Below are 23,078 nucleotides of genomic sequence, written 5' to 3'. Positions count from 1 at the left end.
GATCCTCGAGCCCTCATGAGCATCCGCAACCTCGAGTTGCGCGCCCGCTTGGTCGTCGAGGGCTTCTGGAACGGGATTCACCGCAGCCCCTATCACGGCTTCTCTGTCGAGTTCACCGAATATCGGCAATATACGCCCGGTGACGACCCGCGTTACCTGGATTGGCGTGTCTTTGGGAGGAGCGACCGGTTTTTCATCAAGAAATTCGAGGACGAAACCAATCTGCGTTGCTATTTGCTGGCGGATATGAGCCGTTCGATGACCTTCGGTTCGCTCGGCTACACCAAGGCCCAATATGCCGCCACACTGGCTGCCACCCTGGGCTACTTCCTCTATCTCCAAGGCGATGCCGTCGGCTTGCTCACTTTCGACGAACAGATCAGCCAATTCGTCCCCGCCCGGCACCGGACTGGCCATCTGCGTCACTTGATGCTCGCGCTCGACAAGCCCGCCGGCGGCCGCGCCACAGACCTGGCTGCCCCTCTGCGGCGCATCGTAGAAGTGGTTCGCAAACGAAGCCTGATGGTGTTGCTGTCGGATTTTCTTGCCCCGCAGGAACAGGTTGCCCCTCAAATCCAGGCCCTGGCGGCCTCCGGTCATGAGATCGTTCTATTTCAACTGCTCGATCCGGCCGAGCTGACCTTCAGTTTCACCGAACCGGCGATGTTTCAGGATGTGGAATCGGGGCGCACTCTCTTCATTGATCCTCAGTCCGCGCGCCGTGAATACCTGGATAAACTCGAGGCCCACTGTGCCGGGCTGCGCAACACTTGTGAGCGGCTCGGCATCGCTTATCACCAACTCTCCATCGATCACTCCCTGGAACTCGCCTTATTCCAGTTTTTGCGGGAGCGGGCTCAACGCAATCGCCGCGTGAAACGCTTTGCGCCCAGCCACGGCCCCAGGCCGGCTTTGGCCGGTTGACCCTCTGTTGTTTATGAATTTCCTGGCCCCACTTTTTTTGCTCGGAACGCTGGCAGTGGGGTTTCCTATCGTCTTTCACCTGATCCGACGCACAACGCGCGAGCGCCGGGTCTTCAGCTCGCTCATGTTCCTAAGGCCCTCGCCTCCGCGCCTGACCCAACGCAGCCGCCTCGAGCACATCCTCCTGCTAATACTGCGTTGTGCCGCGGTCTGCCTGCTGGCCTTTGCCTTTGCGCGCCCCTTTTGGCGCAAACCCCTCATCAACCCATCGAGTGCCGGCGCGCGGCGTCTGGTGCTCCTCGTAGATACCAGCGCCAGCATGCGGCGGGCTAACCTCTGGGATGATGTCCGCCAGCACGTTCGGTCCCTCCTGGCAACAACTTCACCCGCAGACCAGGTCGAGTTGATGACCTTTGCTCGCCAAACCCATCCGATGGTCACCTTTGCTCAGTGGAATGCTGCCGCTCCCGGCGCGCGCCCGGCGCTCATCGACCAGGCCCTGGCCACTTGCTCGCCGGGTTGGGCCGCTACCCGCCTGGGAGACGCCCTTATCGATGCTGCCGAGGCCCTCGCAGATACCGGGGCCAGAGCAACACCTGTCCCGGGCCAGATCGTTTTGATCAGCGACCTCCAAGAGGGCAGCCGCCCCGATTCCTTGCAGGGCTACGAATGGCCTAAAAACGTCAGCTTAACTATTGATGCCTTGAAGGCCAAACACCTGTCCAATGCATCCCTTCAATTGCTCGCCGAGGCCGATGATGGAAGCGTCAATCCAACTGATCACGTGCGCCTCCGAGTTTCTAACGGCCCAACTTCCCGCCGGGACGAATTCCAAGTCGGTTGGGCGGCATCAGACGCCCCGCGCTTCGTTGGCGTACCGCTAAAGGTTTATGTCCCTCCTGGCCAAAGCCGCACCCTGTTGCTTCCGATGCCTGCCGGCAAGTCCGGTCCAGGCCGCATTCTACTCGATGGCGATGAAGAGGATTTTGACAATTCTGCGTTTAATGTCCCGCCCGAGCGGGTGCAGTTGAAGGTCCTTTATTGCGGCTCTGAATCCGCAAACGATTCGAAACAGCCTCTCTACTTCCTCGAACGCGCCTTCGAGCCGACGCGGCGCCAGGCCGTTCAGGTGCTGGTCCGCTCCCCTGGGACGCCTCTGAGTGACGTCGAGGCCACATCGGCCTCGCTGCTGATTGTTACTGCTCCTTTGCCTCCGCAACAAGCCCGTGCCATGCACGATCGAGTCGCCGCAGGCCAGACGTTGCTGTTCGTCCTCAGCACTCCCGCTGCCGCAGAAACCCTCGCGGCTATCGCCGGTCGCGACCAGGTCACTCTCGACGAGGCGCCCGTCAGCAATTATGCGATGTTGGCTGACATTGATTTCCGGGACCCTCTCTTCGCGCCCTTTGCCGACCCGCGGTTCAGCGATTTTACCAAAATCCATTTCTGGAAGTACCGCCGGATTGCCCCTGACGCCATCCCGGGCGCTCGGGCTATAGCGAAGTTCGATGGCGGCGACCCGGCGTTGCTTGAAGCGCGCCTGGGCAAGGGGCGCTTGCTGGTCCTCTCGTCCGGCTGGCAGCCCCAAGACAGCCAGCTCGCCCTCTCGACGAAATTCGTTCCCATGCTTTATGCGTTGCTCGATGAAAGCGTGGGAGCAACGCCCCAGCCGGCACAGTACCGCGTTGCAGATGTTATCCCGCTCGGCGTCGCAGCGGCTCAGGGCCAAACGCCGGTCGTAATCGGGATGCCTGACGGCACTCAGCTAAGGATTGACCCGGGTCAGACGAATTTAACGCAGACGCTTATTCCCGGCATTTACACGATAACCTCAGCCGGCAGGTCCCGGCAAGTTGCCGTGAACCTGGACCCCACCGAGAGCCGCACCACGCCCTTAACTTCTGATGAACTCGAACGATTGGGCGCCCCTTTGACCCCGCAGAAGCCCATCCTCATACGCCAGGCCGAGAGGAAAACCCAACTACGCAATGCCGAAATTGAGAACCGTCAAAAGTTCTGGCGCTGGTGCCTGATCGCCGCCCTTGGAGTGCTGCTGTGCGAAACCTGGCTTGCTGGGCGCGCGTCCAAAGAGGCAACGGCAACGCACACTGTCTCCACTGGGAACGCGGCGGCCGCCACAGCGAAAGCGAGCTAAAACCAATGAACGAGTTGCTGAAAAATAAACTCCTTAAGCACAGCCGGTGTGAAAGGCGGCTACGGCTTTGGATTGAACTGGCGCTCTGCTGGGCTGGAGCGGCTTTGCTGGCTTGGGCCTTGATTGCGCTCGAAAGCCAAACCGGCTGGGCTGCGTGGGCTGCGGCCCCCGCGGTAGCTGTTTTGGCCGTTATCGCCGCAGTCCTCATCTTTTTGCGCGCCCGCCGATTTAAGCCCAATTGGAACGAGGTCGCCCGGCGCATCGAGGCGCAACATCCCAGCCTTGATGGGCGGTTGCTCACAGCAATCCAACAGCGCCCCAGGGACGCCGAGGAGATGGGTTTTCTCCAGCAGCGAGTCATTGGCGAGGCCCTCCTGCACGGCGAACAGGCCAACTGGGCGTTGGCCTTTCCCTCCTGGCGTCTGGCATTGGCCCAGGCAGCGCATTGGGGTTGCCTCCTGCTTTTGGTTTTTACTCTGATGGGCCTCCGAACACACAGCACGCAGGCTCTTTTGGCTTTAGGCCGTCCGGCGCATATCGAGGTGAGCCCTGGCGATGCGCTGATTGAAAAAGGAAACAGCCTGGTTGTTCTTGCGCGCTTTACCGGCACTCTGCCCGCAATAGTGGACATGGTTGTCGATTCATCGCCCAGCGCTACCCATCGCATTGCCTTGGTCAAAAGCCTGGCCGATCCGATGTTCGGCGGGAGCGTCCCAGAGGTCAGCAGCAATCTGGTGTATCACATCGAGTATGGTGGCCGGCGCACTCGAGACTTCAAGGTCCAGGTCTTCGAGCATCCCCGCCTCGAACGCGCCGACGCCGACCTGACCTTTCCCAAATACACAGGGCAGGCTCCGCAACATATTCCCGATACGCGCCGGCTCAGCGCGGTGGAAGGCGCCCACGTGAATCTTGCGCTGCGACTCAATAAGCCGGTCGTTTCGGCGGAATTGGTGGCTCGAGATAAGAACGCCACTGCTATTCCGCTCTCGATTGAAACCAATCACCCCGCCGCTTCTTTGAATCATTTCGTGCTGGCATCAAGCCAAACCTACGAGCTGCGCCTGGTGGATGCCGATGGGCGCACCAACAAAGCCCCCGCGCTATTTGTCTTCGAGGTGCTCAAGGACCGGCCTCCTGAAATCCGGATTACCTGGCCGCGCGGCGATGTGCGCCCATCCCCACTCGAGGAACTCGCCTTTGACGGCACCGTTTGGGACGACTTCGGTGTGACCGCCTATGGGCTGGGTTACGAGGTCGCCGGCGGCGACACGCGCTTTGTTGAGTTGGGCCGCAGTGTGCCGGGCAAGGAAAAGCGCCCTTTCAAATACCTGCTCCGGCTTGAAGACCTGCAGGTCTCTCCGGATGAGCTGCTCTCCTGGTTCATTTGGGCCGATGACATTGGGCCGGATGGGAATCAACGGCGAACGACCAGCGATCTGTTTTTCGCCGAAGTGCGCCCATTCGAGGAGGTATTTCGCCAGGGCCAATCTATGGATGGCCAATCGTCCGGAGGCGCAGCAGGCCAGCAGGGCAATGGCACTCGCCTGGCCCAATTGCAAAAGAAAATCATGATTGCCACCTGGAAACTGCAGAATGCTCACACCGTAGCTCCACAAAAGGAACGCTCCACCCCGGTCCTGCATGAGCATGAGTCGATGAACACCCATCCCAGGGGGCCCTCCTTGCTGGCTGGCAGCTATTACAGCGCAGGGGCCTCAAAGCAGTCGGCCGCCCGCCCGAATCGCTATCGAGTGGCGATGGCCGCCCTGCCCGCCCGATGGATGGCGCAAGTCCAGGACACCCCCACCGGCCCGGATGTTGCCCCCCCGGATAATCTGCCCCCGAGCCCTTCTGGCTCCAAACCGCCCCAGGATGACATTTCCGTTCTGATCGAATCGCAGGCCCAGGCCCTTGAACAGGCCAAGGCCAGCCTCCAGCGCCAGCGAGACCCCCGCTTGGCCCCTCTCTGGTCGGCTGCGGTCCGGAACATGGAGCAGGCCCTGGACCGGCTGAAAGATTGCGGCAAATCACCCGCCGAACTCAGCGCTGCTTTGACCGCCGAACGAGCCGCTTACCAGGCCCTGTTAAAAGTGCAGCAGCACGAATTTCAGGTCATGCGCAACAGCAATCGCAGCCAAAACGGCGGCGCCAGCAGCCAGCAGATGCAGCGCGAACTCGAACAGTTGGACCTCACGCAACCGGACAACCGTTATGAAACCGAGCGCCAGGCTCAGACGCCACAAACGGCCCAGCGCCGCGAACAGCTCGCGGTGTTGAATCGTCTCGATGAACTCTCGCGGCGTCAGCAGGATTTGAATGATCGCCTCAAGGAGCTGCAGACAGCTCTCCAGGAAGCGCGCACAGAGGCCGAGAAGGCTGAAATCCAGCGCAGGTTAAAACGCCTGCAGGAAGAAGAGCAGCAGATGCTGGCCGACGTCGATCAACTCCGCCAGCGCATGGACCGGCCCGAAAACCAGTCCCAGATGAGCCAGGAACGACAACAGTTGGACCAGACCCGCCAGGACATTCAACGCGCTTCAGAGGCGGCAGGACAGGGCGCTGCTTCCCAGGCCCTGGCCTCTGGAACCCGCGCCCAAAGACAGCTCCAGCAAATGCGCCAGCAAATGCGCAAAGAAACCGAATTTTCCGATGACCTGCGCCAGCTTCGAAATCAGGCCCGCGACTTGGCAAATCAACAACAGGATTTAATGCAAAAACTGTCCAGCGCTCAGGCCCAGGACCACCACAGCCTTTCCGATGCCCCTGCACGCCAGCCGATGTTGGACCAACTCGAACACGAAAAACAGCTCATGACAAATCTCGTGGACCGCGCCTCCCGTCTCTCCCAGGAGGCCGAACAACCCGAGCCGCTCCTGTCTCATCAGCTTTACGATACCGTTCGCAAGTTCAGCCAGGACAGCGCCAAGGATGTCAATGACCTCCAGGACCAACTCCTCAAACATGGCCAGATGCCCCGCAGCCTCTATCGCGAACTCAAAGATGGCGCCGCCCCCGATGGCGCCAAGCTTTTGGATATCCAATCCGAGATGTTGCGTCAGGATTTTCTCCCGCAGGCCGGCCAGGCCGCCCAACGCAGCAGCGCCGGCATCGACCAACTCAAGAGCGGCATCGAACAAGCTGCCAATGATGTGCTCGGTGACGATACCGAAGCCCTCCGCCAAGCACAAAAGGCCCTCGACCAGGCCACCGACCAGATACAGCGGGAAATGAACCAGGCCAACTCTCAGGCAGGCCAAACCAATGGGCTGGCAGGGCAACTCGCCCAAGGCCAGGCGCAGCCCGCAGGAACGCCGCCTCAGCGCTCCGCTCAAGCGCGGGCCGGGCAGGAGCAGGGACGTTCCGGGCAAACTCCTGGACAGCCCAATCAAGGCCAGGAGCAAGCAAGCGCCAATGGCAGACAACCTGGCCAGGGCCAACGCAACGGAGGCGGGGAGCAGCAACAATCGGGAGCTGACGCCAACGAATCTCAAACGGACCAAGCAAGCGCCCAAGGCGCAACCCGCCGCCAAGCCGGCTCGGATACCGGCGGATTCGACCGCGCGGGCGCCAACTCGAGTTTGGCCGGCGGCGCACACGGCGCAGGAGGCTGGCGCGGGGGTGTGGATCGGTTCCTTAACGGACAGGACCTTCGCCGGTACGGCCCGCTCACAGGCGAGGATTTCCTGCCCTGGTCGGATTCGCTGCGCGATGTCGAGGATGTGCTCGATCAACCGGATTTGCGCGATGAGGTCGCCCGCGTACGGGACCGCGCCCGCGTTATCCGTGAGGAGTTCAAGCGCGACCAAAAAAGGCCCGATTGGGCCGTCGTCCGGCTGCAACTGCTCGACCCCCTGACACAAGTCCGCGATCGCATCGCCGATGAACTGGCCCGGCGCCAATCCCGCGAGGCGCTGGTCCCCATCGACCGCGACCCGGTGCCCAATCAATACTCGGACCTCGTCCGGCGTTATTACGAAGAACTGGGCAAGCAGAAGTAGATTTACCGCGCGCTGAAGCTCATGTTCCTCGCCTCGCTGCTCTTTTCCTCCTGGAACTGGCTCTGGTTCGCCGGGGCGGTTTTCGCCTTGGCCCTCCTGTTGCTGTTTGGCAGCTACCGCGCGGCCCCTCCTGGAGTGGCTCGATGGCTCTGCCCCTTGTTCAAGGCCCTGGGGCTGGCTGCTCTCGCTCTTTGCCTTCTCGAACCGCTTTGGTCGGGGCAACGGGCACAGCCCGGCGCCAATCTGTTCGCCGTTGTCGCCGATAACAGCCAGGGCTTGCAGATCAAAGACCGCAATGCTTTGCAAACTCGCGGCGAGTTCCTCAGAGGCCTTCTGGACCCTCAACGCGCCTCCTGGCAGGGAACACTCGAAGAAAACTTCGATCTGCGCCGTTACTTTTTTGACGCCCGCCTTCACCCAACTCATGACTTTGCCGAACTGGATTTCTCTGGCCGCTCGTCTGGCATTGGGACAGCCCTGCGCACCCTGGCCGAGCGCTATCGAGGGCGACCGCTGGCCGGTGTGTTGCTCCTGACGGATGGCAACGCCACCGATATCCGCGGAAATCCCGACCTGACCGGTCTGCCGCCCGTTTATCCGGTGGTCATCGGCAGCCCGGAACCCATCAAGGATATCGCCATCCAGCAGGTCCACACCACGCAAACCGACTTCGAGGACGCACCGGTCTCCATCCAAGCCGATGTTAGCGCTTCCGGCTTTAGCGGCCTGCCTATCGTTGCCCGCCTGCTCGATAGCGCCGGCAAAACTGTCTCCGAGCAAACGCTCACGGCGCGCAAAGACGGCGGCCTGCTGGCCTTCCGTTTTCAATTGCGTCCCGAGAGGCAGGGCTTGTCCTTCTACCAAGTGCGCGTTGGGGCAAAGGGCCAATTGGAATCAGGAGCCAACTCGGGAGAGGCAACCTTGGCCAACAACAAGACCGTGGTCGTGGTCGATCGCGGCCACGGCCCTTATCGAATTCTCTATGTCTCGGGCCGGCCCAATTGGGAATTCAAGTTCCTCAACCGGGCGCTCGAAGAAGATGATCAACTCCAGCTTGTGGGCCTTATCCGTGTGGCCAAGCGCGAGCCTAAATTCAATTTCCTTGGCCGCTCCGGCGAATCGAGCAACCCCCTCTTTCGCGGGTTCGGTAATCAATCGGCCGAGGAGGTCGAAAGTTACGATCAACCCGTGCTGGTGCGGGTCAATACCCGGGATGAATTCGAGTTGCGCGGCGGCTTTCCGCGCACCGCCGAAGAATTGTATCAATACCACGCCGTTGTTTTGGGTGATGTCGAAGAGCAATTCTTCACACCCGACCAAGCGGTGCTCCTGCAGAAATTCGTCTCCGAACGCGGCGGCGGTTTCCTCATGCTCGGTGGTATGGAATCTTTCCAGCAGGGCAAATACCAGCGAACACCTCTCGGGGACATGCTGCCCGTTTATCTGGATTCGGTGGCTGATACGAACGCGCCCGGGCCGGCGCACTGGGCCTTGACCCGCGAGGGCTTTCTGCAGTCCTGGGCCCGCTTGCGCGATACCGAGGCCGACGAAAAGGCGCGCCTGCAGGGGATGGCCTCTTTTCAAGTGTTGAACCGCGTGCGCGAGGTCAAGCCGGGCGCCAGCGTCGTCGCAACCGTCACCGATGCAGATGGCAGAACATACCCCGGCCTGGTTGTCCAGCGGTTCGGACGCGGGCGAACCGCGGCGATGACGGTAGGTGATGTCTGGCGCTGGGGTCTGCACGATGCCAACGCGCACAAAGATATGGACAAGGCTTGGCGGCAGTTGATGCGCTGGCTGGTCACTGATGTGCCCAATCGCGTCGAACTCGCCGCAACAGCGCAGCCCGACGACCCCAATGGCGCCGTGCTGCTCCAAGTGCGCGTGCGCGACCCCAAATTCCAGGCCTTGGACAACGCTAATGTCACTCTCGAGGTTCAGCCCGTCTTTGCTGAGGGCGCTGCCGGCCCCCAGACCAATGCGGTTCGTCTCCAGACCGAGCCCTCAGCCGATGAACCCGGGCTGTACCAGGCCAGCTATGTGCCCCGGTTCACTGGCGGCTACAAGGCCGGCGTCTGCGTCACGAACGCCGAAGAGGTCGAGGTCGGACGGGCTGCCGCCGGTTGGAGCAGCGACTTGGCCGCCGAAGAGTTCCGTTCCCTTGTCCCTAATGTGTCTCTCTTGGAAACCATCGCGCAAAAGACCGGTGGCCAAATCATTCCCGCCGATAAGCTGAATCAATTCGCCCGCGACCTGCCCCATCGCCATGCCCCTGTCATGGAGGGATGGACTTTCCCGCTCTGGCACACCCCGGCCTTGTTCGCGTTCGCGACCGCCTGCCTCCTGGCCGAATGGGGCTTGAGACGGTGGAAAGGCCTGCCGTGAGGCCCGTCCTGCTGCTCCTGACCGCGCTTCTGTTTGATGCCACAGCAGGCGCAGCCCAGCCAACAGACCGGCCGGCAGTGCTGCTTGTCCTCGGGGCGCCGGGCGAACCGGAGTTTGGCAGCAACTTTTTGCACCAGGCCTCTCTTTGGCAACAAGCCTGCACCGATTGCCGCTGCCTGACCGTTGGTTTGGAAAGCACCAATGGAACCACTGATTTTGACCGGCTCAAATCTCTAATCAATGCCGAGTCAAAGGAAGGATTGGACCCGCTCTGGATAGTGCTGATCGGTCACGGCACATTTGATGGCAAAGAGGCTCGCTTCAATTTACGCGGGCCGGACCTGACGGCTGGCGATCTTGCCCAGTGGCTGCAGCCCTTTCGCCGGCCCCTGGTGGTCATCAACACCGCCTCCGCAAGCGCCCCTTTCCTCAAGCCGTTAGCCGGCACTAATCGTGTCGTCATTACCGCCACCCGCAGCGGTTACGAGCAGAACTTTGCGCATTTTGGTCAGTATTTCGCCGAGGCCCTCACCGACCCGCAGGCAGACCTCGATAAGGACGGCCAAATCTCCGTGCTCGAGGCCTTCTTGACCGCCTCGCGCCGCGTGGCTGATTTCTATAAGGCCGATGGGCGCTTGGCGACCGAGCACGCGTTGCTCGATGATAACGGCGACGGCCTTGGGACCCCGATGGATTGGTTCAAGGGATTGCGCGCCATAAAAAAAGCGCAGGGCGGCGCATCAGTCGATGGCCTGTTGGCCGGGCAATTCCACCTCGTCCCCAGCCCGAGCGAACGCAACCTCACCGCCGAGCAACGCGCCCGGCGTGATTCCCTGGAACGCGCCGTTCTGTTGTTTCGCGAGAAAAAAAACCAAATGTCCCCTGACGATTATTATCGCCAACTCGAACAGCGTCTCCTGGAACTGGCGCGCTTCTACGCCTCAATCGGGGGCCTTCCAAAATGACTCTTCAGCACAGCGCCGTGCGAAGCACTCATCGTGTCCCAGAGGAGTCTGAAACATGCGCACAACCGTAATCTGCCAAGGATTCTCTCTCTCCCCCTCCGACTCGCCGCGCTGTCGCGCCGTCGCAGCGGGAGGGGAGAGGGTTCCCTCGCGCCCCTCCCAGTAATCAAACGCAAAGCCAGGTTTGGCCGGGCTATCGACGGTCTTGCAAACCAAAAATAACCCCCGGCACCGGGCCGCGCGGCGCATTTTCCATTGCCTGCTGATTCATCCGGAAATCGCGCCCGGCGATGTTGGCAAAACCGGGGTCCAAAACCCGGCTGCCCGCGTCAATCCCGAGCGCGCTCTGAAATTGCGGCAGCGTCTCGTAACTCGCATGACGACCCCAGGGCACACCCCACTTGAAGGCGCCCTCGTCTGGCCTGAAGAAATAGATATTCCTCTCAAAGCGCAGGTTCAGTTTTTCAAGGGAGAGGTCCCTTGCTTGGTTCTTTTCCCCAGCCGATCTCGAGGTGCCGGAAGTTTCCCCTGCCGGCCACTGCCGGTTGTCCCTTGTATCAAACCAGCCCCAGATTTGCGCATCCCGATTGAAGGCGATGATATTGTGCCGGATAATTTCGTCGTGGTTCCATACCGGGCGCTCGGCGCGATCGCCAATGGTCGGCGTCGTGCGCGTTTGCTCACGGAAATCGAACCCCTCCCGGTTTCCCACAATGACATTATGCTCGATAACAGAGCCTGGACTGCTCGAGAGCGAAATGCCCGCCTGGGCGCCCCACGCGCCGGGCGTCTCGGCAAAGCCGTTGCCGGTGATCACATTGTCCTGCGCCCGCAGCCCGAACGAAATCTCGTCAAAAATCCCGCTGTCCTCGTTATCGGCAATCAGGCATTGGCGCACCGTGCAATCCTGGTTGCCGATGTCAAACCAGATGCCATTGCCCCGATTCTGCACAAAACGGCTTCGCTCGAGCACTGCTTCGCGCGTGAGCACCAGCTTATTGCCGCCAGCCTCCCAACCGCGATCGAATCCTTTGGTGTTGTTGTTCTCGACCAAACATTTTGTAAAGAGCAGGTAATGGGCGCCGTTGGCGCCAAAACCGATCTGGCCGTTGTCGCGAAAGACACAGCGCCGGACGGTCATGTTCTGGCCGGTGAATGTCGCTCCGCTGGCATTCATCTCGTCCAGAACGCAATCCTCCATGACATCGTGATTGCCCGCCAACACCACCGCCCCGTGCTGTGCCGCGTTGGCCGCAAACCGGAAATGAAACCCGCGCAACTCGACAAAATCCCCATCCACGCGCAGGATTTCCTGCCGCACGGAAGCCTCGACAGAAACCTTGTTGAGGTCGCGGTTGGCGAAGTCCCATACCATCACCATTTGATTGGTGACATCGGCGAAGAAAGCGCCCGGAGCCAGTGCGGCTGGGTCGAGCACCTGCCGCAGTAAATATCCTTCGACGGCGACCTGCTCGCAGCGGCCAATTAGCCGGTGGTACGCATCATCGGGGTGCGTCATGTTTTTAGACCAGGCATTGAACCGATGCGGCCACGGCACGCGATAGAGTGGCCGGGTGCCCTCGACCTTTTGCCAGCCGGTAAGGTGATCGGCGCCAGTTAGGATGACATGCGCCCCCGGAGCGGCCTCAAATCGGATTGCGCCAGTGGCCGTTCCGGATGTCTTCTCCACGATACCTTCGCGGTAAACCCCATCCAGCACGAGCACCGCGTCCCCGGGTCGCGCCGTCTCCGCCCCCTTGCCGATGGTTTTCCAGGGACGTTCCTCCGTCCCCGGTCCCGAGTCATCCGCCTGGGTGCTGCGCTGGGCGACGTAGTAAGTGGCGGCATGGACCGAAACGCTCATCGCAAGGAGCACCCAACCGGCCTGAATCAAAAGCGGCCTCTGCATATCCCCAGTCAAACAGAAGGCCCCCTCGAAAGCCAGCGAGCCTCGCTGTGAGTTGGTGTTTGTCAAGGGCGCGACGAGGCCCTCGTTTCCGGCTGAGCGTCTTGGACGCGCCGTGGCGCCGTGGCTGACCAGCCGTGTTCGGTGGACAGACCGCCCCACTGGGGTTAACCTACCCGGCAGCCATGAACAGCCAGGTCGCAGGCGGTGGAGCGAAGGCGCGTTGGTATAAACGTGGAGCGCGGGGGAAAGGTGCGTTCACCTTGATTGAGCTGCTGGTAGTGATTGCCATCATCGCCATTCTCGCGGCCATGCTTCTTCCGGCCCTCTCCAGGAGCAAGGAAAAAGCCAAACAGGCTTCCTGCATAAACAATTTGAAGCAGATCGATATGGCCAGTTTAATGTACGTCACTGATTACGGCCAATTCACCGGGGGGTTATGGACCAGTCCCCCTGGGCTTGGGCACTATTATGCCTGGCCCCCGCGCTTGCTTAGGTATATGGGAAATAACCGCAAGTCCTTCATGTGTCCTTCCGCGCAGGCCGATATGGCCTGGGATACTAACGTAAACCATACGCTGGGCGCTTTGGACCCGAATGGTGTGTTTGATCCCTATGGCATCGGCGTGATCTCCCGTTTTTCAATGGCCATTAACGATTGGGGTATCGACAGTCCTCATTTCACCAGGCTGCAACTGGGCATGGGAGGGGATATCAATGGCCAGTGGTACCGGGGGCCGGTTAAGGAGTCCTCGGTCCGAGCCCCCAGCCAGTTCATTTCCTTTGGTGAGACGTGCTACGCCGAGAATCTCGAACTCGTCACGAGAAACGCCAGCTTGGACCCAACCGACATCACCACCGGCCATACCTCGTGTCCGGCAAATCGCCACACTTACCACACAGACCTGGCGTTCTGCGATGGGCACGTCGAATCGCCCATCAGAAATCAGGTGCGCGACCCCGCTAACATGCTCTGGCGCGCGCGCTGGGACAACGATAACAATCCTCACCCTGAGGACCCTTATTGGTGGGGGGGTGCGCCCTGGCTAAACCAGCTCGATCAGTAATTGCTTGGTGTTGGCCCATATTGTTTCACTCCCGGCGTTATCCCCAAAAACCCCTTTGGGGTGGCCTGTCTATGGAACGCGTCACCCCATCCGATTACTTTTTGTTTTTCAACGGCGCAGCCCTCATGCGCCAGATGACAACAAACGCCGACACCGGCCTATGAACAACACGCAAAGACAATTCTTGCGCGCCAACGCTGCTCCTCCGTTCGGGGCTGCCTTGCTGGCGCTGGGTTTGGCCCTCACCGCTTCGGCCCAAACCATCGGCAATCACCGCGCCGTGTACGAGCCCGACGGCCAGTTGCGCCCGTGGACTTCCTGGCGCGATGCGCTCGAACGCGAAGTGAATTGGTACCTGAACTGTCCCGCCGACCACGGCTACCCCCGCTTCGTGGCGATGACCTTTATGGACGGGAATTACCGGCCTATCCCGAACAGGCCCTCCTTCATCCCGGCGATGCAGGACGGCATGGGCATCATTTCTTATTTGAAGTATTACGCATTCACTGGCCGGAAGGACCCGCGCGTGCTTCACACCGCCCGGGCCATGGGCGATTATCTCGTAAAGGAGGCCGTGACCCCGGACACCGGCAAGTATCCGCGTTTCTCACGCTCCACCGGCGCGCATCTGCGCTTCCCGCAACCGCCGGATTGTGGCTCGCAGGACGACCTGCCTTACGAGGTCGAGCCGGACAAGGGCGGCATCGCCGGTTACGCGCTGGTGCTGCTTTACGAGGAAACGCGCGACGAAATGTATTTGAACCAGGCGCTGCAAAACGCCCGAGTCCTGGCAACCAACATGATCGCCGGCTCGGCCAGCCAGTCGCCGTGGCCCTTTCGCGTCGATTACCGCACCGGCGCCTCGCGCGGTCCGGTATCCGGCAACATGAGTTTCATCCTGCGCCTCTACGACAAGCTGATCGAGCTCGGCTACTCCCAGTTTGGACCGCCCCGGGACCGGTTGTGGACATGGATCAAGCGACAGCAGATTCCCAATGCGGCAAAGGACGGGCTGCTCTGGGCGAATTTCTTCGAAGACCACAGCGAGCCCACGGACCGCTCGGCCTGGGCTCCGCTCAACCTGGCGCGCTACCTCGTCGAACGCCGCGAGCAGCTCGATCCGGACTGGGAAAAGGACGCGCGGACGCTCATCGAATTCGTCAACCGTCAATACGTTCACGTCATCGACGGCGTGGCGAGCTGCGGCGAACAGGACTTTGATCAACACCCGTGGGGCGGCATCGCCACAACCTACGGCGCGGTGCTGGCGGTGTTCGCCCGCGCAACCGGTTCGCCGGAGTTCGAACTGCTGGCCCACCAGACGCTGAACTGGGCCCTTTACGGCATCAACGACGACGGCTGTCCGTACGACGGCCCCTGGAAAGGCGCCGGTCGCGGCGGCTGGCAGGAAGACGCGCACACGGACAAACTTCACAATTATGTGGACGCCATGAACGCGTTTCCCCAATGGGCGCAATAGCATGCCGCCTGCTCCGGCGCTCACGTCCGCCAAAACGGTCTAATGCTGGTGATATGCACCAAATCGACGATCCCCACTGCCCCAGCCTCGTCAGCCACCCCTTTCGTGCGGCCTCCCGGCGTTGGTTGCCCCGGCTCATTCGCCTTTCCAGCGCCCTAAAAGGGCAGCCTTATAGCAGCTCAGGGCAAGGCCGCTGAGGTCGTCGCCCCGGGTACGGAAGGAAAAAAGAGGAGACCATTTTTGGTCCGCAACCCAGGGCGGCGCTCGTTCCTCACTTGCCCTGGGCTGGTATGCGTTGCCCCTTCAGGGCATTGGATTTGGCTCGCTCTGTCCGCATTTTTGGCGAACACACTATAGGTCAGGCACCTGCCCCAGGAAGTGACTGAAGCCGCGAACCGGCGGACAAGTGATCAATCTCGTTGTGAATGCTTTTGCCCAGGGCGCCTGTGGGCCTTATGTTGCCTGCGAAAATTATGGTATCACTGCCCACTGTTCTGCTCAAACCGGGAGAAGCCGACCGCATTCTGGCCGGCCATCCCTGGGTCTATCGGAGTTCCGTCCTGCGCCTGACTCACCCGGCGGCTGATGGAGACCTTGTGCAGGTAAAGGACCATCGGCAGCGGTTCCTGGGCACGGGGTTCTTTAACTCGAAATCAAAAATCAATGTCCGTGTCCTGTCCCCTGACCGCATCGAAGCGAATTCAGCCTTCTTCGAAGAGCGGGTTCGAGCAGCTTTGGCGGTGCGCCAAAGACATTTGCCGGGGGCGACCTCGTTCCGAGCCGTCAATGCGGAGAGCGACTTTTTGAGCGGACTGATCGTCGATAAGTATGAAGACGTTCTGGTCAGCCAGTTTTCTTCTTTGGGCATGGATATGAGGAAGGAGCAAATCGTCGCTGCCCTGCAGAGGGTTTTTGGGCCTCGCGCCGTAATCGAACGCAGCGATGTGGCGTCGCGTAAATTCGAAGGGCTCGATGCGACCCAAGGCGTTCTGGTTGGTGAACTGCAAGGCCCGATGATGGTGACCTTGAACGGCCTGAAATTCGAGACCGATTTGATGAGTGGACACAAAACCGGGCTGTACTTGGACCAGCAGATGAACTATCAACGGGTTGCGCCATTGGCTGCAGGGGCGCAGGTCCTGGATGCTTTCTGCTTTGTGGGCGGGTTCGGTCTGCACGCAGCCCGGGCCGGGGCGGCGCGCGTGCACCTGCTTGATCAAAGCGCCGAGGCCATTGCTCAAGCCCAACGCAATGCCACAGCCAATGGCCTGGCCGAGAAATGCTCGTTTGAGGCGGTGAATGTCTTCGACTGGCTCAAGGCGCAGACAGCCGCAAAACTCCACGAAAAAATCGTTCCGCGCTGGGACTTGATCATTTTGGACCCGCCCTCCTTCACGCGCATCCGGGCGTCAGTGCCGGATGCCTTGCGCGGCTACAAGGAGATTCATCTGCGCGCCCTGAAGCTGCTGAGGGCGGGTGGGACGCTGGTGACTTTTTGTTGCTCGCATCACGTGGACCAGGATTTGTTCCAGGATTCAGTGCTCTCTGCCGCGTTTGATGCCCGGCGTATCCTGCGGCGCGTGGCGACTTATTCGCAAGGCCCGGATCATCCCATTATCCCAATGATACCCGAGACAGAATACTTGAAGGGCTTCGCGTTTGAAGTGGTGAGGTGAACCGCATGGTTGCGGTTTAACTGAGCAGCTCTCTTTGCCAGCTCATCAGGGCCGGGGCGTGTTTGTCCCAATTATGTGCCAGATCAGAGAGGGAGCCCCGGCTGGCAATCAGGGTAGGGTCGATGTCCAGATCGGCCGCCCCGGCGTCTCGGCGTTTTTGCAATTCGAGAAATCGGCGGCGTTCGGCTTCATTAGGACGCCGCCCTATCACGCGCAGTATCTCCGGGTGCTCCTGCGCTGGTATCTTCAAACCACACGCGATCGCTTTGAGCAAGGTTCCCCGCCTTCTTTCGGAAAAATGCCTCGGTAGCAACGGCTGGATGGCGCGGCCTGTGGCGGAGGCGGCGGCGATTTCCACCAAGGTCTGATGGCTCAGGACGAAAAACGGGGGCTTGTTCGATGCCAGGGCCTCGGTCTCACGCCACTGCCAGAGCTCGCGCAAAATCGCCAGAGCCGGACGCCCCAAGGCATGGCTGCCTTTGATGCGCCAAACCGAGTCCAAGTCCGTCGGGCGGGTTTGAGTCGAATCGGCAATAAGGCGGACGCAGGATTCCCGGTGCCAGCCCAGGCGTCCTTTGGCCGCCAGCTCGGTTGAAAGCTGATCAGCCAGGGGTTTGAGATAATGGGTGTCGTTGCGGGCATAGCGTTCCATCCGCTCGGTAAGCGGGCGCATAGCCCAATTGGCCTTTTGCGCCCCTTTCTCGAGCTTGATTCCGAGCCACTTCTCAACCAGGTGGCCCAAGCTGAACTGGCGCACCCCCAGCAGCCGGGCGGCCAGCATGGTATCGAAAACGGCCCTGGGCACAAACTCATGATGCTTGCGCAACAGCCGCAGGTCGTAATCGGCCCCGTGCATGATCAATTCGTGCGCGGAAAGGGCGTCAAGCAATGGTCCCAGGCTGAACCCGGCCAGCGGATCAATGAGCTTGTCGCTCCCGGTGGTGCTGATTTGGATCAGGCAAACCTTTTCCGGATACGCGTGCAGGCTGTCGGCTTCCGTATCCACCGCAACCCAGGTCGCCGCGCGTAATGTGGACAGGAAACAATCCAGTTTCTCTTCAGTATCGACCATGGAGCTGCTAGGAAAATGCCTTGGGCACAATCTCCGGCGGCCCGACTCGCCGCTCATAATCCAGGATAATGTCCACCGCTTCCTGAGGATTGTCGGTCAGATGAAACAGGTCAAGGTCTCCCGGGCTGATGAATTGAGACGACTCCAGCCGTTCCTTCATCCAACGGATCAGCCCTTTCCAGTGGTCTTTGCCAAAAAGAATCAGCGGAAACTCCGGGATGCGCTGGGTCTGGACCAGGGTCAGTATCTCGAAAAATTCGTCCAGAGTGCCGAAGCCGCCGGGCATAAAAACAAAGCCGATGCTGTACTTGACGAAGCAGACTTTGCGGGAAAAGAAATAATGGAAATGAATGGGGATATTGGCGAAGCGATTACCTTTTTGCTCATGAGGCAGTTCGATATTCAACCCCACCGAGCGGCCCTTGGCCAGGCCAGCCCCTTTGTTGGCCGCCTCCATCACCCCAGGGCCGCCCCCGGTAATAATGGCCAAGTTGTGTTTAGCCAACCCCTTCGCCAGGTCCACCGACGCCTGGTAATAGGGGTTGCTGGGCTTCATTCGCGCGGAACCGAAAACCGTTACCCCCGGTCCAACGGCTGAAAGCGCCTCGAACGAATCCACGAACTCGGCCATAATCCGGAAGATGCGCCAGGGATCTTCCTTGATGAAGGAGATTCTCGTGCTGTTGTTCATTCCGCCAGCATACCAAGGCCGATTGCGGACACAAGCTGGAGAAGATTTGTGGCATGAGATCGGCTTAATGAGCGGCAAATCGGTTTGTTCTTTGGCCGGGAGCGCCTTGCGCGCCGCCACGGGACCGGTTCCAGCAGAGTTGGGCGGGGCGCTTTGACGGACCGCCGGCGCCTTGCTGGACCGAAATGATGCAGTTGTCTGAGTTTGGAACAGTTCGAAACGCAACATGGCTTATGCCTATTTCCTTGCAATTAGTCGATAAGAGCGGCAAGGCCCCCAGACCGGGACCGTCGCCCAAGGAGAAGGACCCCTTCTTGCCTGAGGAGCCGCCGGCCTCTCCGCCGCCAGTCACCCTGGGCCGCCAGCGGAGCATCCTGGTGGTGGACGACAACCCCGTCGTCTTAAAGGCCTTTGAACTCAAGCTCAAGGCCAGTGGCTTTAAGGTGACCACCATCTCCAACGGGGCGGCCGTCGCTGCGAGCGCCGAGCAGATAAATGCCGAGTTGATCATTCTCGATATTAATTTTCCCCCGGGCGGCGGCGGCGGTGGCATGCAGTGGAGCGGCTTCACTATCGTCCAATGGGTGCGGAGGTTCCCCGAGTTGGCAGCAATCCCTGTCATCCTTATCACCGGCGAAGATGTGGCCAAACACAGAGAAAAAGCCCGCGACGCGGGAGTGGTCGCCATTTTTCAAAAACCGATTAACGCCAAAGAACTGCTCGAGGCCATCCTTCAGACTTTGGGGGACAAACCCATTTCCACACCTCTCCCTGCAAAGGCTTAATGTAATGCCGAGCCGTAGTCGTAAATTCGCATGCCGTCAGATTCCAGTCCCCGGTCCAACGCGAAGCAGTCCACCTCGTAATGGTCCGAATTGGGATAGAGCGCCAATTGCTTTTTGAGATTCTGGATTTGCTTATCGATCGGCTTTAGCTCATCGCGCAACTGGTTTTGAGTCTGCTGAAGTTGCCGGTTTTCCAATGCCACCAGCCGGGAACGATAGCCGGAATGCCTGTTTGTGTTCTGCTGGTTCTTAGCCGCAGCCTCCTCCCCGGCCAGCGTCGCGCGTTGCTGCTGCAAGTCCTTCAACTGACCGCTTAATTTTTCAAAGTCGTTGAGGTCCTGAATCGGCGGATTTTTGAGCAGGATTTTTGCGCGTTCCGCGGTGCGGCTGTTTTTGCCCTCCGATTTGTCCTTCGCCAAGCCGCCCTCAACGCGAGCCTCGAGCACCCAGCTCCAGCCGTTGGTGCCTACAATGTTCCCTTGAACGCGCGCCCATGCGCTCAGTGGACGCGGCCCCTCCTGTTTGGACCACCATCGAAAGAGAGGCGCCAACTCGACCACCTGCCCGTTGATAACGCGTTTTGGGTCTTTCAGGGGGCTCGATTGGACCGGGGGTGCTGCGAGGATGAACAGTGCAATACTGCTCAAAGCTGTGGAAGCCAAGCGGCGGGGTTTCAAGCTCATCCAGCCAACCACCGTTATGCCAGCTCGAGTTGCGGTTTGGCGCATTCCAGGCCCCAGTAATGCGTGATCGATTCGAAAAGGTGTTCTACCGCCCGGAAGTTGACCGGCTTGACCATGTAGGCGTTGGCGCCCAACTCGTAAGCGCGGTTAATGTGGTCCGGATTATCCGAAGAAGACACGATGACTACCGGGATGCGCCGCAGCGATGAGTGAATCCCTTTGACCCATTCCAGAACCTCGAAACCAGTCCGGCGCGGCATTTTAATGTCCATGACAATCAACTTGGGCAATGGGTGGGCCTGCCTGTCCCCGTATTTGCCTTCTCCTCGCAGGTAGTTGATAGCCTCCTGGCCGTCCGTGACGACCTGGAGGGGGTTGGTGATGTGGGCCATTTTGAAAGCGCGTTTGACCAGGAAGATGTCGTTGAGGTCATCCTCAACCAGCAAAACGCAAAAATTTTGGATTTCCATAGTAAGCTACACCGTTCATTGATAATTTACCTAGAAATCATCCAAACGCCAACAAGGAAACAAGCGGGGGTGGTAAGCGTGTCGGTTGGTGACGGCAGGCGCTGCCGCCTAAAGGCGGCGTTCCGCGCGTCCGGAACGCCGGCTTCAGCCGGCAGCCCCGTAGTCACTGAGGCATTACGCGGGGGTGTTGTCAAGAGTCAGGCTTTCTCGATCTTTTGGCCGTAGATCTACACGTTCGACCTGCAGGTAGCGGTCCATGCGTTTGGCAAGAACATCGAACTGGAAGAGGCCGGACATGAACTCGATTTGGTCGAGTATGATTTTCAGAATAAACGAACAGAAATCACCCAAGGCTTTATCTGAGAGGTTCCCGCGCCCATCGAGATCGTTCCACCTGCTCTGATCAGCCAATCGGAGGAATTTATAATAAGCCTCGCGCTCTCGTGCCAAGCCGCGTGAAAGGGTCCATAATCCAAAACTGTCAAGCTTGACTCGCACGAGCCAGGCATGGGAATGAAGCCTTGTGACGCGGCCATTCCCATCCCCAAAAGGGTGAATCCATGCCAAACGATGATGGGCAGCAGCCAACGCCACAAGTTGCTCAGTGGCGAGGATGTCCTTTTTTTGATAGGCCTGCTGAAAGCGGCGCATGAACTGTGGCAAGGCCTCGTGGTGCGGCGGTTGATGCGTGCCGACATCCACTTCAAAAGTGCGCAAGACACCAAGTTCTATCTTGTAGCTTTTGCCGCCCCGATCGCGACTCGATTGCAGCTCAGGCGGTAGTCGATGATAAAACTCCCCGTGCAACCAGCATATAAACTCCGCCGAATGAATGGACAAGTCAGGCTCGTGATGCAGCCGATCAACCATCAACTTCTCGACTTCAATGTGAGCCTTATTCAGATATTGATTTGCACAGACTGTGCAGGCGAATGCGGAGGGAAAATCGAGCCAAACCTTTTCTGGAAACCAGAACCTTAAGCCGCCGAAACGAAGTCCATTGGCGACCATTAGTTCCTTCTGTTGCTACTCTGCCAGCGTCTGCTGCTCAGTGGAGGATTTGCCATGCTCGCCATTGGCAGGCTGTTCCTGGGGTTCGAGATTGCGCAGGCCGGCTTTCGAGATTTCCGCCAGGTCACGGAGAGTGATGGCTGAGGCGGCCTGTTGCTCGATCGATTCGAGGCGGCGGAAGGTCTCATAGATTCGGCTGGCAGCCAGTTCCTGGCGCGCGGCCAATTGGCCGCCGCGGCCGGCGCGCACGGCCATGAGAATATCGCAGCACGTTATCCGTTCGAGGGGTCGGCCCGGCAGATAGGCCGGTTCATGGCCGCTGATTTCGGAGGTCAATCCGGCGGCTGCGAGGGTTTGCATTAATTGCTGGGTGAGCCGGGTGGGCAGGCCCAGCTCGTGTCCCATCTCAAAGACTGTCGGCGGAGCCTGGCCGCGGAGAAAGCGGCGGCCAATCCAGGCCATCAATCGGAAGGCGATGATTTCGCGCCCGCGTTGATCGATGTTTTCGACCTGTTTTTGTTCGAGATAGCTGGCGCGGTTTTGGAAGGCGTAGGCCACCTGCGCGCCAAACAGAAGAATCCACCACGAAAAATAGAGCCCGATCATAAACACCGGCACCAGGCCCAGCCCGCCGTATATCTGGCTGTACGAAACGACGCGCGAAACGTACAGGACACTCACGAGGCTATTGAGGTGCCAAAGAATCCCTCCGACCAATCCGCCCACCAGGGCGGCGTCCCAGTGGACTTTGGTGTTAGGCATCAACCGATAAAACAGGCTCAGGCCGAGGCACAGCAACACGATGGGCAAGAGCTCGAAAAAGAGGTTTCCCAAGACAGGCGTAATAGTCAACAGCCGCCGGGTGGCATCCCAGTGCGGCCCGGTTGTGAGTCCCACCGCCACGACAATGAGCAGTGGCGCCAGGGTGATCACCGTCCAATACAGCACAATCCGCATGAACCAGCCGCGTCCGTGGGCGACGCCCCAGATGTCGTTGAACATATTCTCTATTTGGCTGAGCATCGAGATGGCCACAAAGATCAGCGCCGCGCTGCCCGTGACGCCCAGGGTGCCGCTGCGCGTGTTCTGAATGAACTGATGAATGCGACGGGTAATGGCCTGCCGCGCGCGCAGAGCCTCCTGCTCTTGAGCGGGCGTGGGCATGAATTTATGGTTGGTCTGGCCGGGGCTGGCAGCCGCAGTTGAATTGGTTTCGTTACTCGAGCCGGCCAGGACTTCTGTGTTGGTTCCGGCAGCCTTCACTGTCATGTTGGTCATCGCCGCGACGACGTTGGTGTTGACCATGGCGCGCGGCGTGACGCTGGCGACGAATTTGACGATAAATTGGTCGATGCTCGTTTCGCCTTCGGTTTTAAGAAAGCTGCTCGTCACAGCCACCACCACCGCCAGCATCGGGATCAAAGCCAAAAGGGCGGCGTACGCAAGGGAGGCTGCGCGAACGGGACACCGATTGCGGCTGAAACTGGTCCACACCAGAATCCAGAAGTGCAAAAAGCGGCGCAGTTTTGAAATCTCTCGCCCGGGGCGCCAGGCATTCTCGTCGAATAACTCGATGGTTTGCTGGCGGATTTTTCCGAAATTCAAAAACCTCTGTCGCATAAAGGCCCTTATCTACGCTAAGGCGCGGCTTCTTCCGGTCAATTGGGGCAAATGCATACGGCAGGCCCGGAAAATCCCCTGGACCATTTCCGGCATCGCCCCGGATTGAAAGGGGCGCATCAGGACGCGAGACTTCGAGTCAGATGTGCGCGCGTTTGTTTGATAGGGTGTTTGATAGGGATTGGGA

The 23,078-nt window shown here is 59.8% G+C and carries 16 protein-coding genes; 9 read left to right on the top strand and 7 right to left on the bottom strand.

All coding sequences use genetic code 11. The features are described from left to right. Positions 1 to 15 precede the first annotated feature (15 nt). The 5 genes from VG146_10700 to VG146_10680 are packed head-to-tail and all read left to right on the top strand — an operon-like array spanning position 16 to position 10,430. Positions 16 to 924 carry a DUF58 domain-containing protein gene (locus VG146_10700; GenBank protein HEV2392819.1) on the top strand — a complete coding sequence of 303 codons (909 nt, stop codon included), beginning with the start codon at positions 16 to 18 and terminating at the stop codon, positions 922 to 924. 13 nt (positions 925 to 937) lie between these two features. After that, positions 938 to 3,079 (top strand): BatA domain-containing protein, encoded by a 2,142-nt coding sequence (locus VG146_10695; protein ID HEV2392818.1) that lies wholly within the window; start codon positions 938 to 940, stop codon positions 3,077 to 3,079. A gap of 5 nt (positions 3,080 to 3,084) precedes the next feature. Beyond that, complete coding sequence (locus VG146_10690) at positions 3,085 to 7,080, top strand: hypothetical protein (GenBank protein ID HEV2392817.1); 3,996 nt, start codon at positions 3,085 to 3,087, stop codon at positions 7,078 to 7,080. A gap of 21 nt (positions 7,081 to 7,101) precedes the next feature. Then, the gene (locus tag VG146_10685; GenBank protein ID HEV2392816.1) at positions 7,102 to 9,465 is read left to right on the top strand and encodes a glutamine amidotransferase; all 2,364 of its coding nucleotides are present in this window, start codon (positions 7,102 to 7,104) and stop codon (positions 9,463 to 9,465) included. Further along, a complete protein-coding gene (locus VG146_10680; GenBank protein ID HEV2392815.1) occupies positions 9,462 to 10,430 on the top strand; it encodes a hypothetical protein in 969 nt (322 codons plus the stop codon). Before VG146_10685 ends, VG146_10680 begins: the two co-directional genes overlap by 4 nt. A gap of 193 nt (positions 10,431 to 10,623) precedes the next feature. Here the strand turns inward: VG146_10680 and VG146_10675 are convergent, their stop codons facing one another. Beyond that, positions 10,624 to 12,339, bottom strand: a complete 1,716-nt coding sequence (locus VG146_10675) for a right-handed parallel beta-helix repeat-containing protein (GenBank protein ID HEV2392814.1) — start codon at positions 12,337 to 12,339, stop codon at positions 10,624 to 10,626. Positions 12,340 to 12,521: 182 nt separating this feature from the next. On the opposite strand from VG146_10675, the gene VG146_10670 reads away from it, so the two are divergent. From VG146_10670 to VG146_10660, 3 genes are all read left to right on the top strand, one after another. After that, the gene (locus tag VG146_10670) at positions 12,522 to 13,403 is read left to right on the top strand and encodes a prepilin-type N-terminal cleavage/methylation domain-containing protein (protein ID HEV2392813.1); all 882 of its coding nucleotides are present in this window, start codon (positions 12,522 to 12,524) and stop codon (positions 13,401 to 13,403) included. 160 nt (positions 13,404 to 13,563) lie between these two features. Then, positions 13,564 to 14,883: a hypothetical protein gene (locus tag VG146_10665; GenBank protein HEV2392812.1), complete on the top strand. Its 1,320-nt coding sequence runs from the start codon at positions 13,564 to 13,566 to the stop codon at positions 14,881 to 14,883. A 473-nt stretch (positions 14,884 to 15,356) separates the two neighbouring features. Next, a complete protein-coding gene (locus VG146_10660) occupies positions 15,357 to 16,559 on the top strand; it encodes a class I SAM-dependent rRNA methyltransferase (GenBank protein HEV2392811.1) in 1,203 nt (400 codons plus the stop codon). 16 nt (positions 16,560 to 16,575) lie between these two features. Here VG146_10660 and VG146_10655 read toward each other — a convergent pair whose 3' ends face one another. Beyond that, entirely contained in the window at positions 16,576 to 17,631 is a 1,056-nt protein-coding gene (locus VG146_10655; GenBank protein ID HEV2392810.1) for an HRDC domain-containing protein, read from the bottom strand. A gap of 7 nt (positions 17,632 to 17,638) precedes the next feature. Then, complete coding sequence (locus tag VG146_10650) at positions 17,639 to 18,550, bottom strand: TIGR00730 family Rossman fold protein (GenBank protein ID HEV2392809.1); 912 nt, start codon at positions 18,548 to 18,550, stop codon at positions 17,639 to 17,641. A gap of 5 nt (positions 18,551 to 18,555) precedes the next feature. Here VG146_10650 and VG146_10645 point away from each other — a divergent pair, with 5 nt between their 5' ends. Continuing rightward, complete coding sequence (locus VG146_10645) at positions 18,556 to 19,107, top strand: response regulator (GenBank protein ID HEV2392808.1); 552 nt, start codon at positions 18,556 to 18,558, stop codon at positions 19,105 to 19,107. Here VG146_10645 and VG146_10640 read toward each other — a convergent pair. The 4 genes from VG146_10640 to VG146_10625 form a co-directional block, all read right to left on the bottom strand. Next, positions 19,104 to 19,790, bottom strand: a complete 687-nt coding sequence (locus tag VG146_10640) for a hypothetical protein (GenBank protein HEV2392807.1) — start codon at positions 19,788 to 19,790, stop codon at positions 19,104 to 19,106. The two genes, VG146_10645 and VG146_10640, sit on opposite strands and share 4 nt — an antisense overlap. A gap of 14 nt (positions 19,791 to 19,804) precedes the next feature. Continuing rightward, positions 19,805 to 20,260 carry a response regulator gene (locus VG146_10635; protein HEV2392806.1) on the bottom strand — a complete coding sequence of 152 codons (456 nt, stop codon included), beginning with the start codon at positions 20,258 to 20,260 and terminating at the stop codon, positions 19,805 to 19,807. Between the two features lie 174 nt (positions 20,261 to 20,434). Next, positions 20,435 to 21,271, bottom strand: coding sequence for a Fic family protein (locus tag VG146_10630; protein ID HEV2392805.1), 837 nt, complete (start codon positions 21,269 to 21,271; stop codon positions 20,435 to 20,437). A 15-nt stretch (positions 21,272 to 21,286) separates the two neighbouring features. After that, on the bottom strand, positions 21,287 to 22,891 hold the full coding sequence (locus VG146_10625; GenBank protein HEV2392804.1) for a YhjD/YihY/BrkB family envelope integrity protein: 1,605 nt from the start codon (positions 22,889 to 22,891) through the stop codon (positions 21,287 to 21,289). Positions 22,892 to 23,078: the final 187 nt, after the last annotated feature.

The sequence above is a fragment of the Verrucomicrobiia bacterium genome (assembly GCA_035946615.1).
In the GTDB taxonomy this organism is placed as follows: domain Bacteria; phylum Verrucomicrobiota; class Verrucomicrobiia; order Limisphaerales; family UBA8199; genus DASYZB01.
This window is presented reverse-complemented; position numbering and strand designations above follow the sequence as displayed.

Bases quoted from the DNA above. Each gene is read 5' to 3' on its own strand.
- VG146_10700 (HEV2392819.1), top strand. From the start codon at position 16: ATGAGCATCCGCAACCTCGAGTTGCGCGCCCGCTTGGTCGTCGAGGGC.
- VG146_10695 (HEV2392818.1), top strand. From the start codon at position 938: ATGAATTTCCTGGCCCCACTTTTTTTGCTCGGAACGCTGGCAGTGGGG.
- VG146_10690 (HEV2392817.1), top strand. From the start codon at position 3,085: ATGAACGAGTTGCTGAAAAATAAACTCCTTAAGCACAGCCGGTGTGAA.
- VG146_10685 (HEV2392816.1), top strand. From the start codon at position 7,102: ATGTTCCTCGCCTCGCTGCTCTTTTCCTCCTGGAACTGGCTCTGGTTC.
- VG146_10675 (HEV2392814.1), bottom strand. From the start codon at position 12,339: ATGCAGAGGCCGCTTTTGATTCAGGCCGGTTGGGTGCTCCTTGCGATG.
- VG146_10670 (HEV2392813.1), top strand. From the start codon at position 12,522: ATGAACAGCCAGGTCGCAGGCGGTGGAGCGAAGGCGCGTTGGTATAAA.
- VG146_10665 (HEV2392812.1), top strand. From the start codon at position 13,564: ATGAACAACACGCAAAGACAATTCTTGCGCGCCAACGCTGCTCCTCCG.
- VG146_10660 (HEV2392811.1), top strand. From the start codon at position 15,357: ATGGTATCACTGCCCACTGTTCTGCTCAAACCGGGAGAAGCCGACCGC.
- VG146_10655 (HEV2392810.1), bottom strand. From the start codon at position 17,631: ATGGTCGATACTGAAGAGAAACTGGATTGTTTCCTGTCCACATTACGC.
- VG146_10650 (HEV2392809.1), bottom strand. From the start codon at position 18,550: ATGTTGCGTTTCGAACTGTTCCAAACTCAGACAACTGCATCATTTCGG.
- VG146_10645 (HEV2392808.1), top strand. From the start codon at position 18,556: ATGCCTATTTCCTTGCAATTAGTCGATAAGAGCGGCAAGGCCCCCAGA.
- VG146_10640 (HEV2392807.1), bottom strand. From the start codon at position 19,790: ATGAGCTTGAAACCCCGCCGCTTGGCTTCCACAGCTTTGAGCAGTATT.
- VG146_10635 (HEV2392806.1), bottom strand. From the start codon at position 20,260: ATGGAAATCCAAAATTTTTGCGTTTTGCTGGTTGAGGATGACCTCAAC.
- VG146_10630 (HEV2392805.1), bottom strand. From the start codon at position 21,271: ATGGTCGCCAATGGACTTCGTTTCGGCGGCTTAAGGTTCTGGTTTCCA.
- VG146_10625 (HEV2392804.1), bottom strand. From the start codon at position 22,891: ATGCGACAGAGGTTTTTGAATTTCGGAAAAATCCGCCAGCAAACCATC.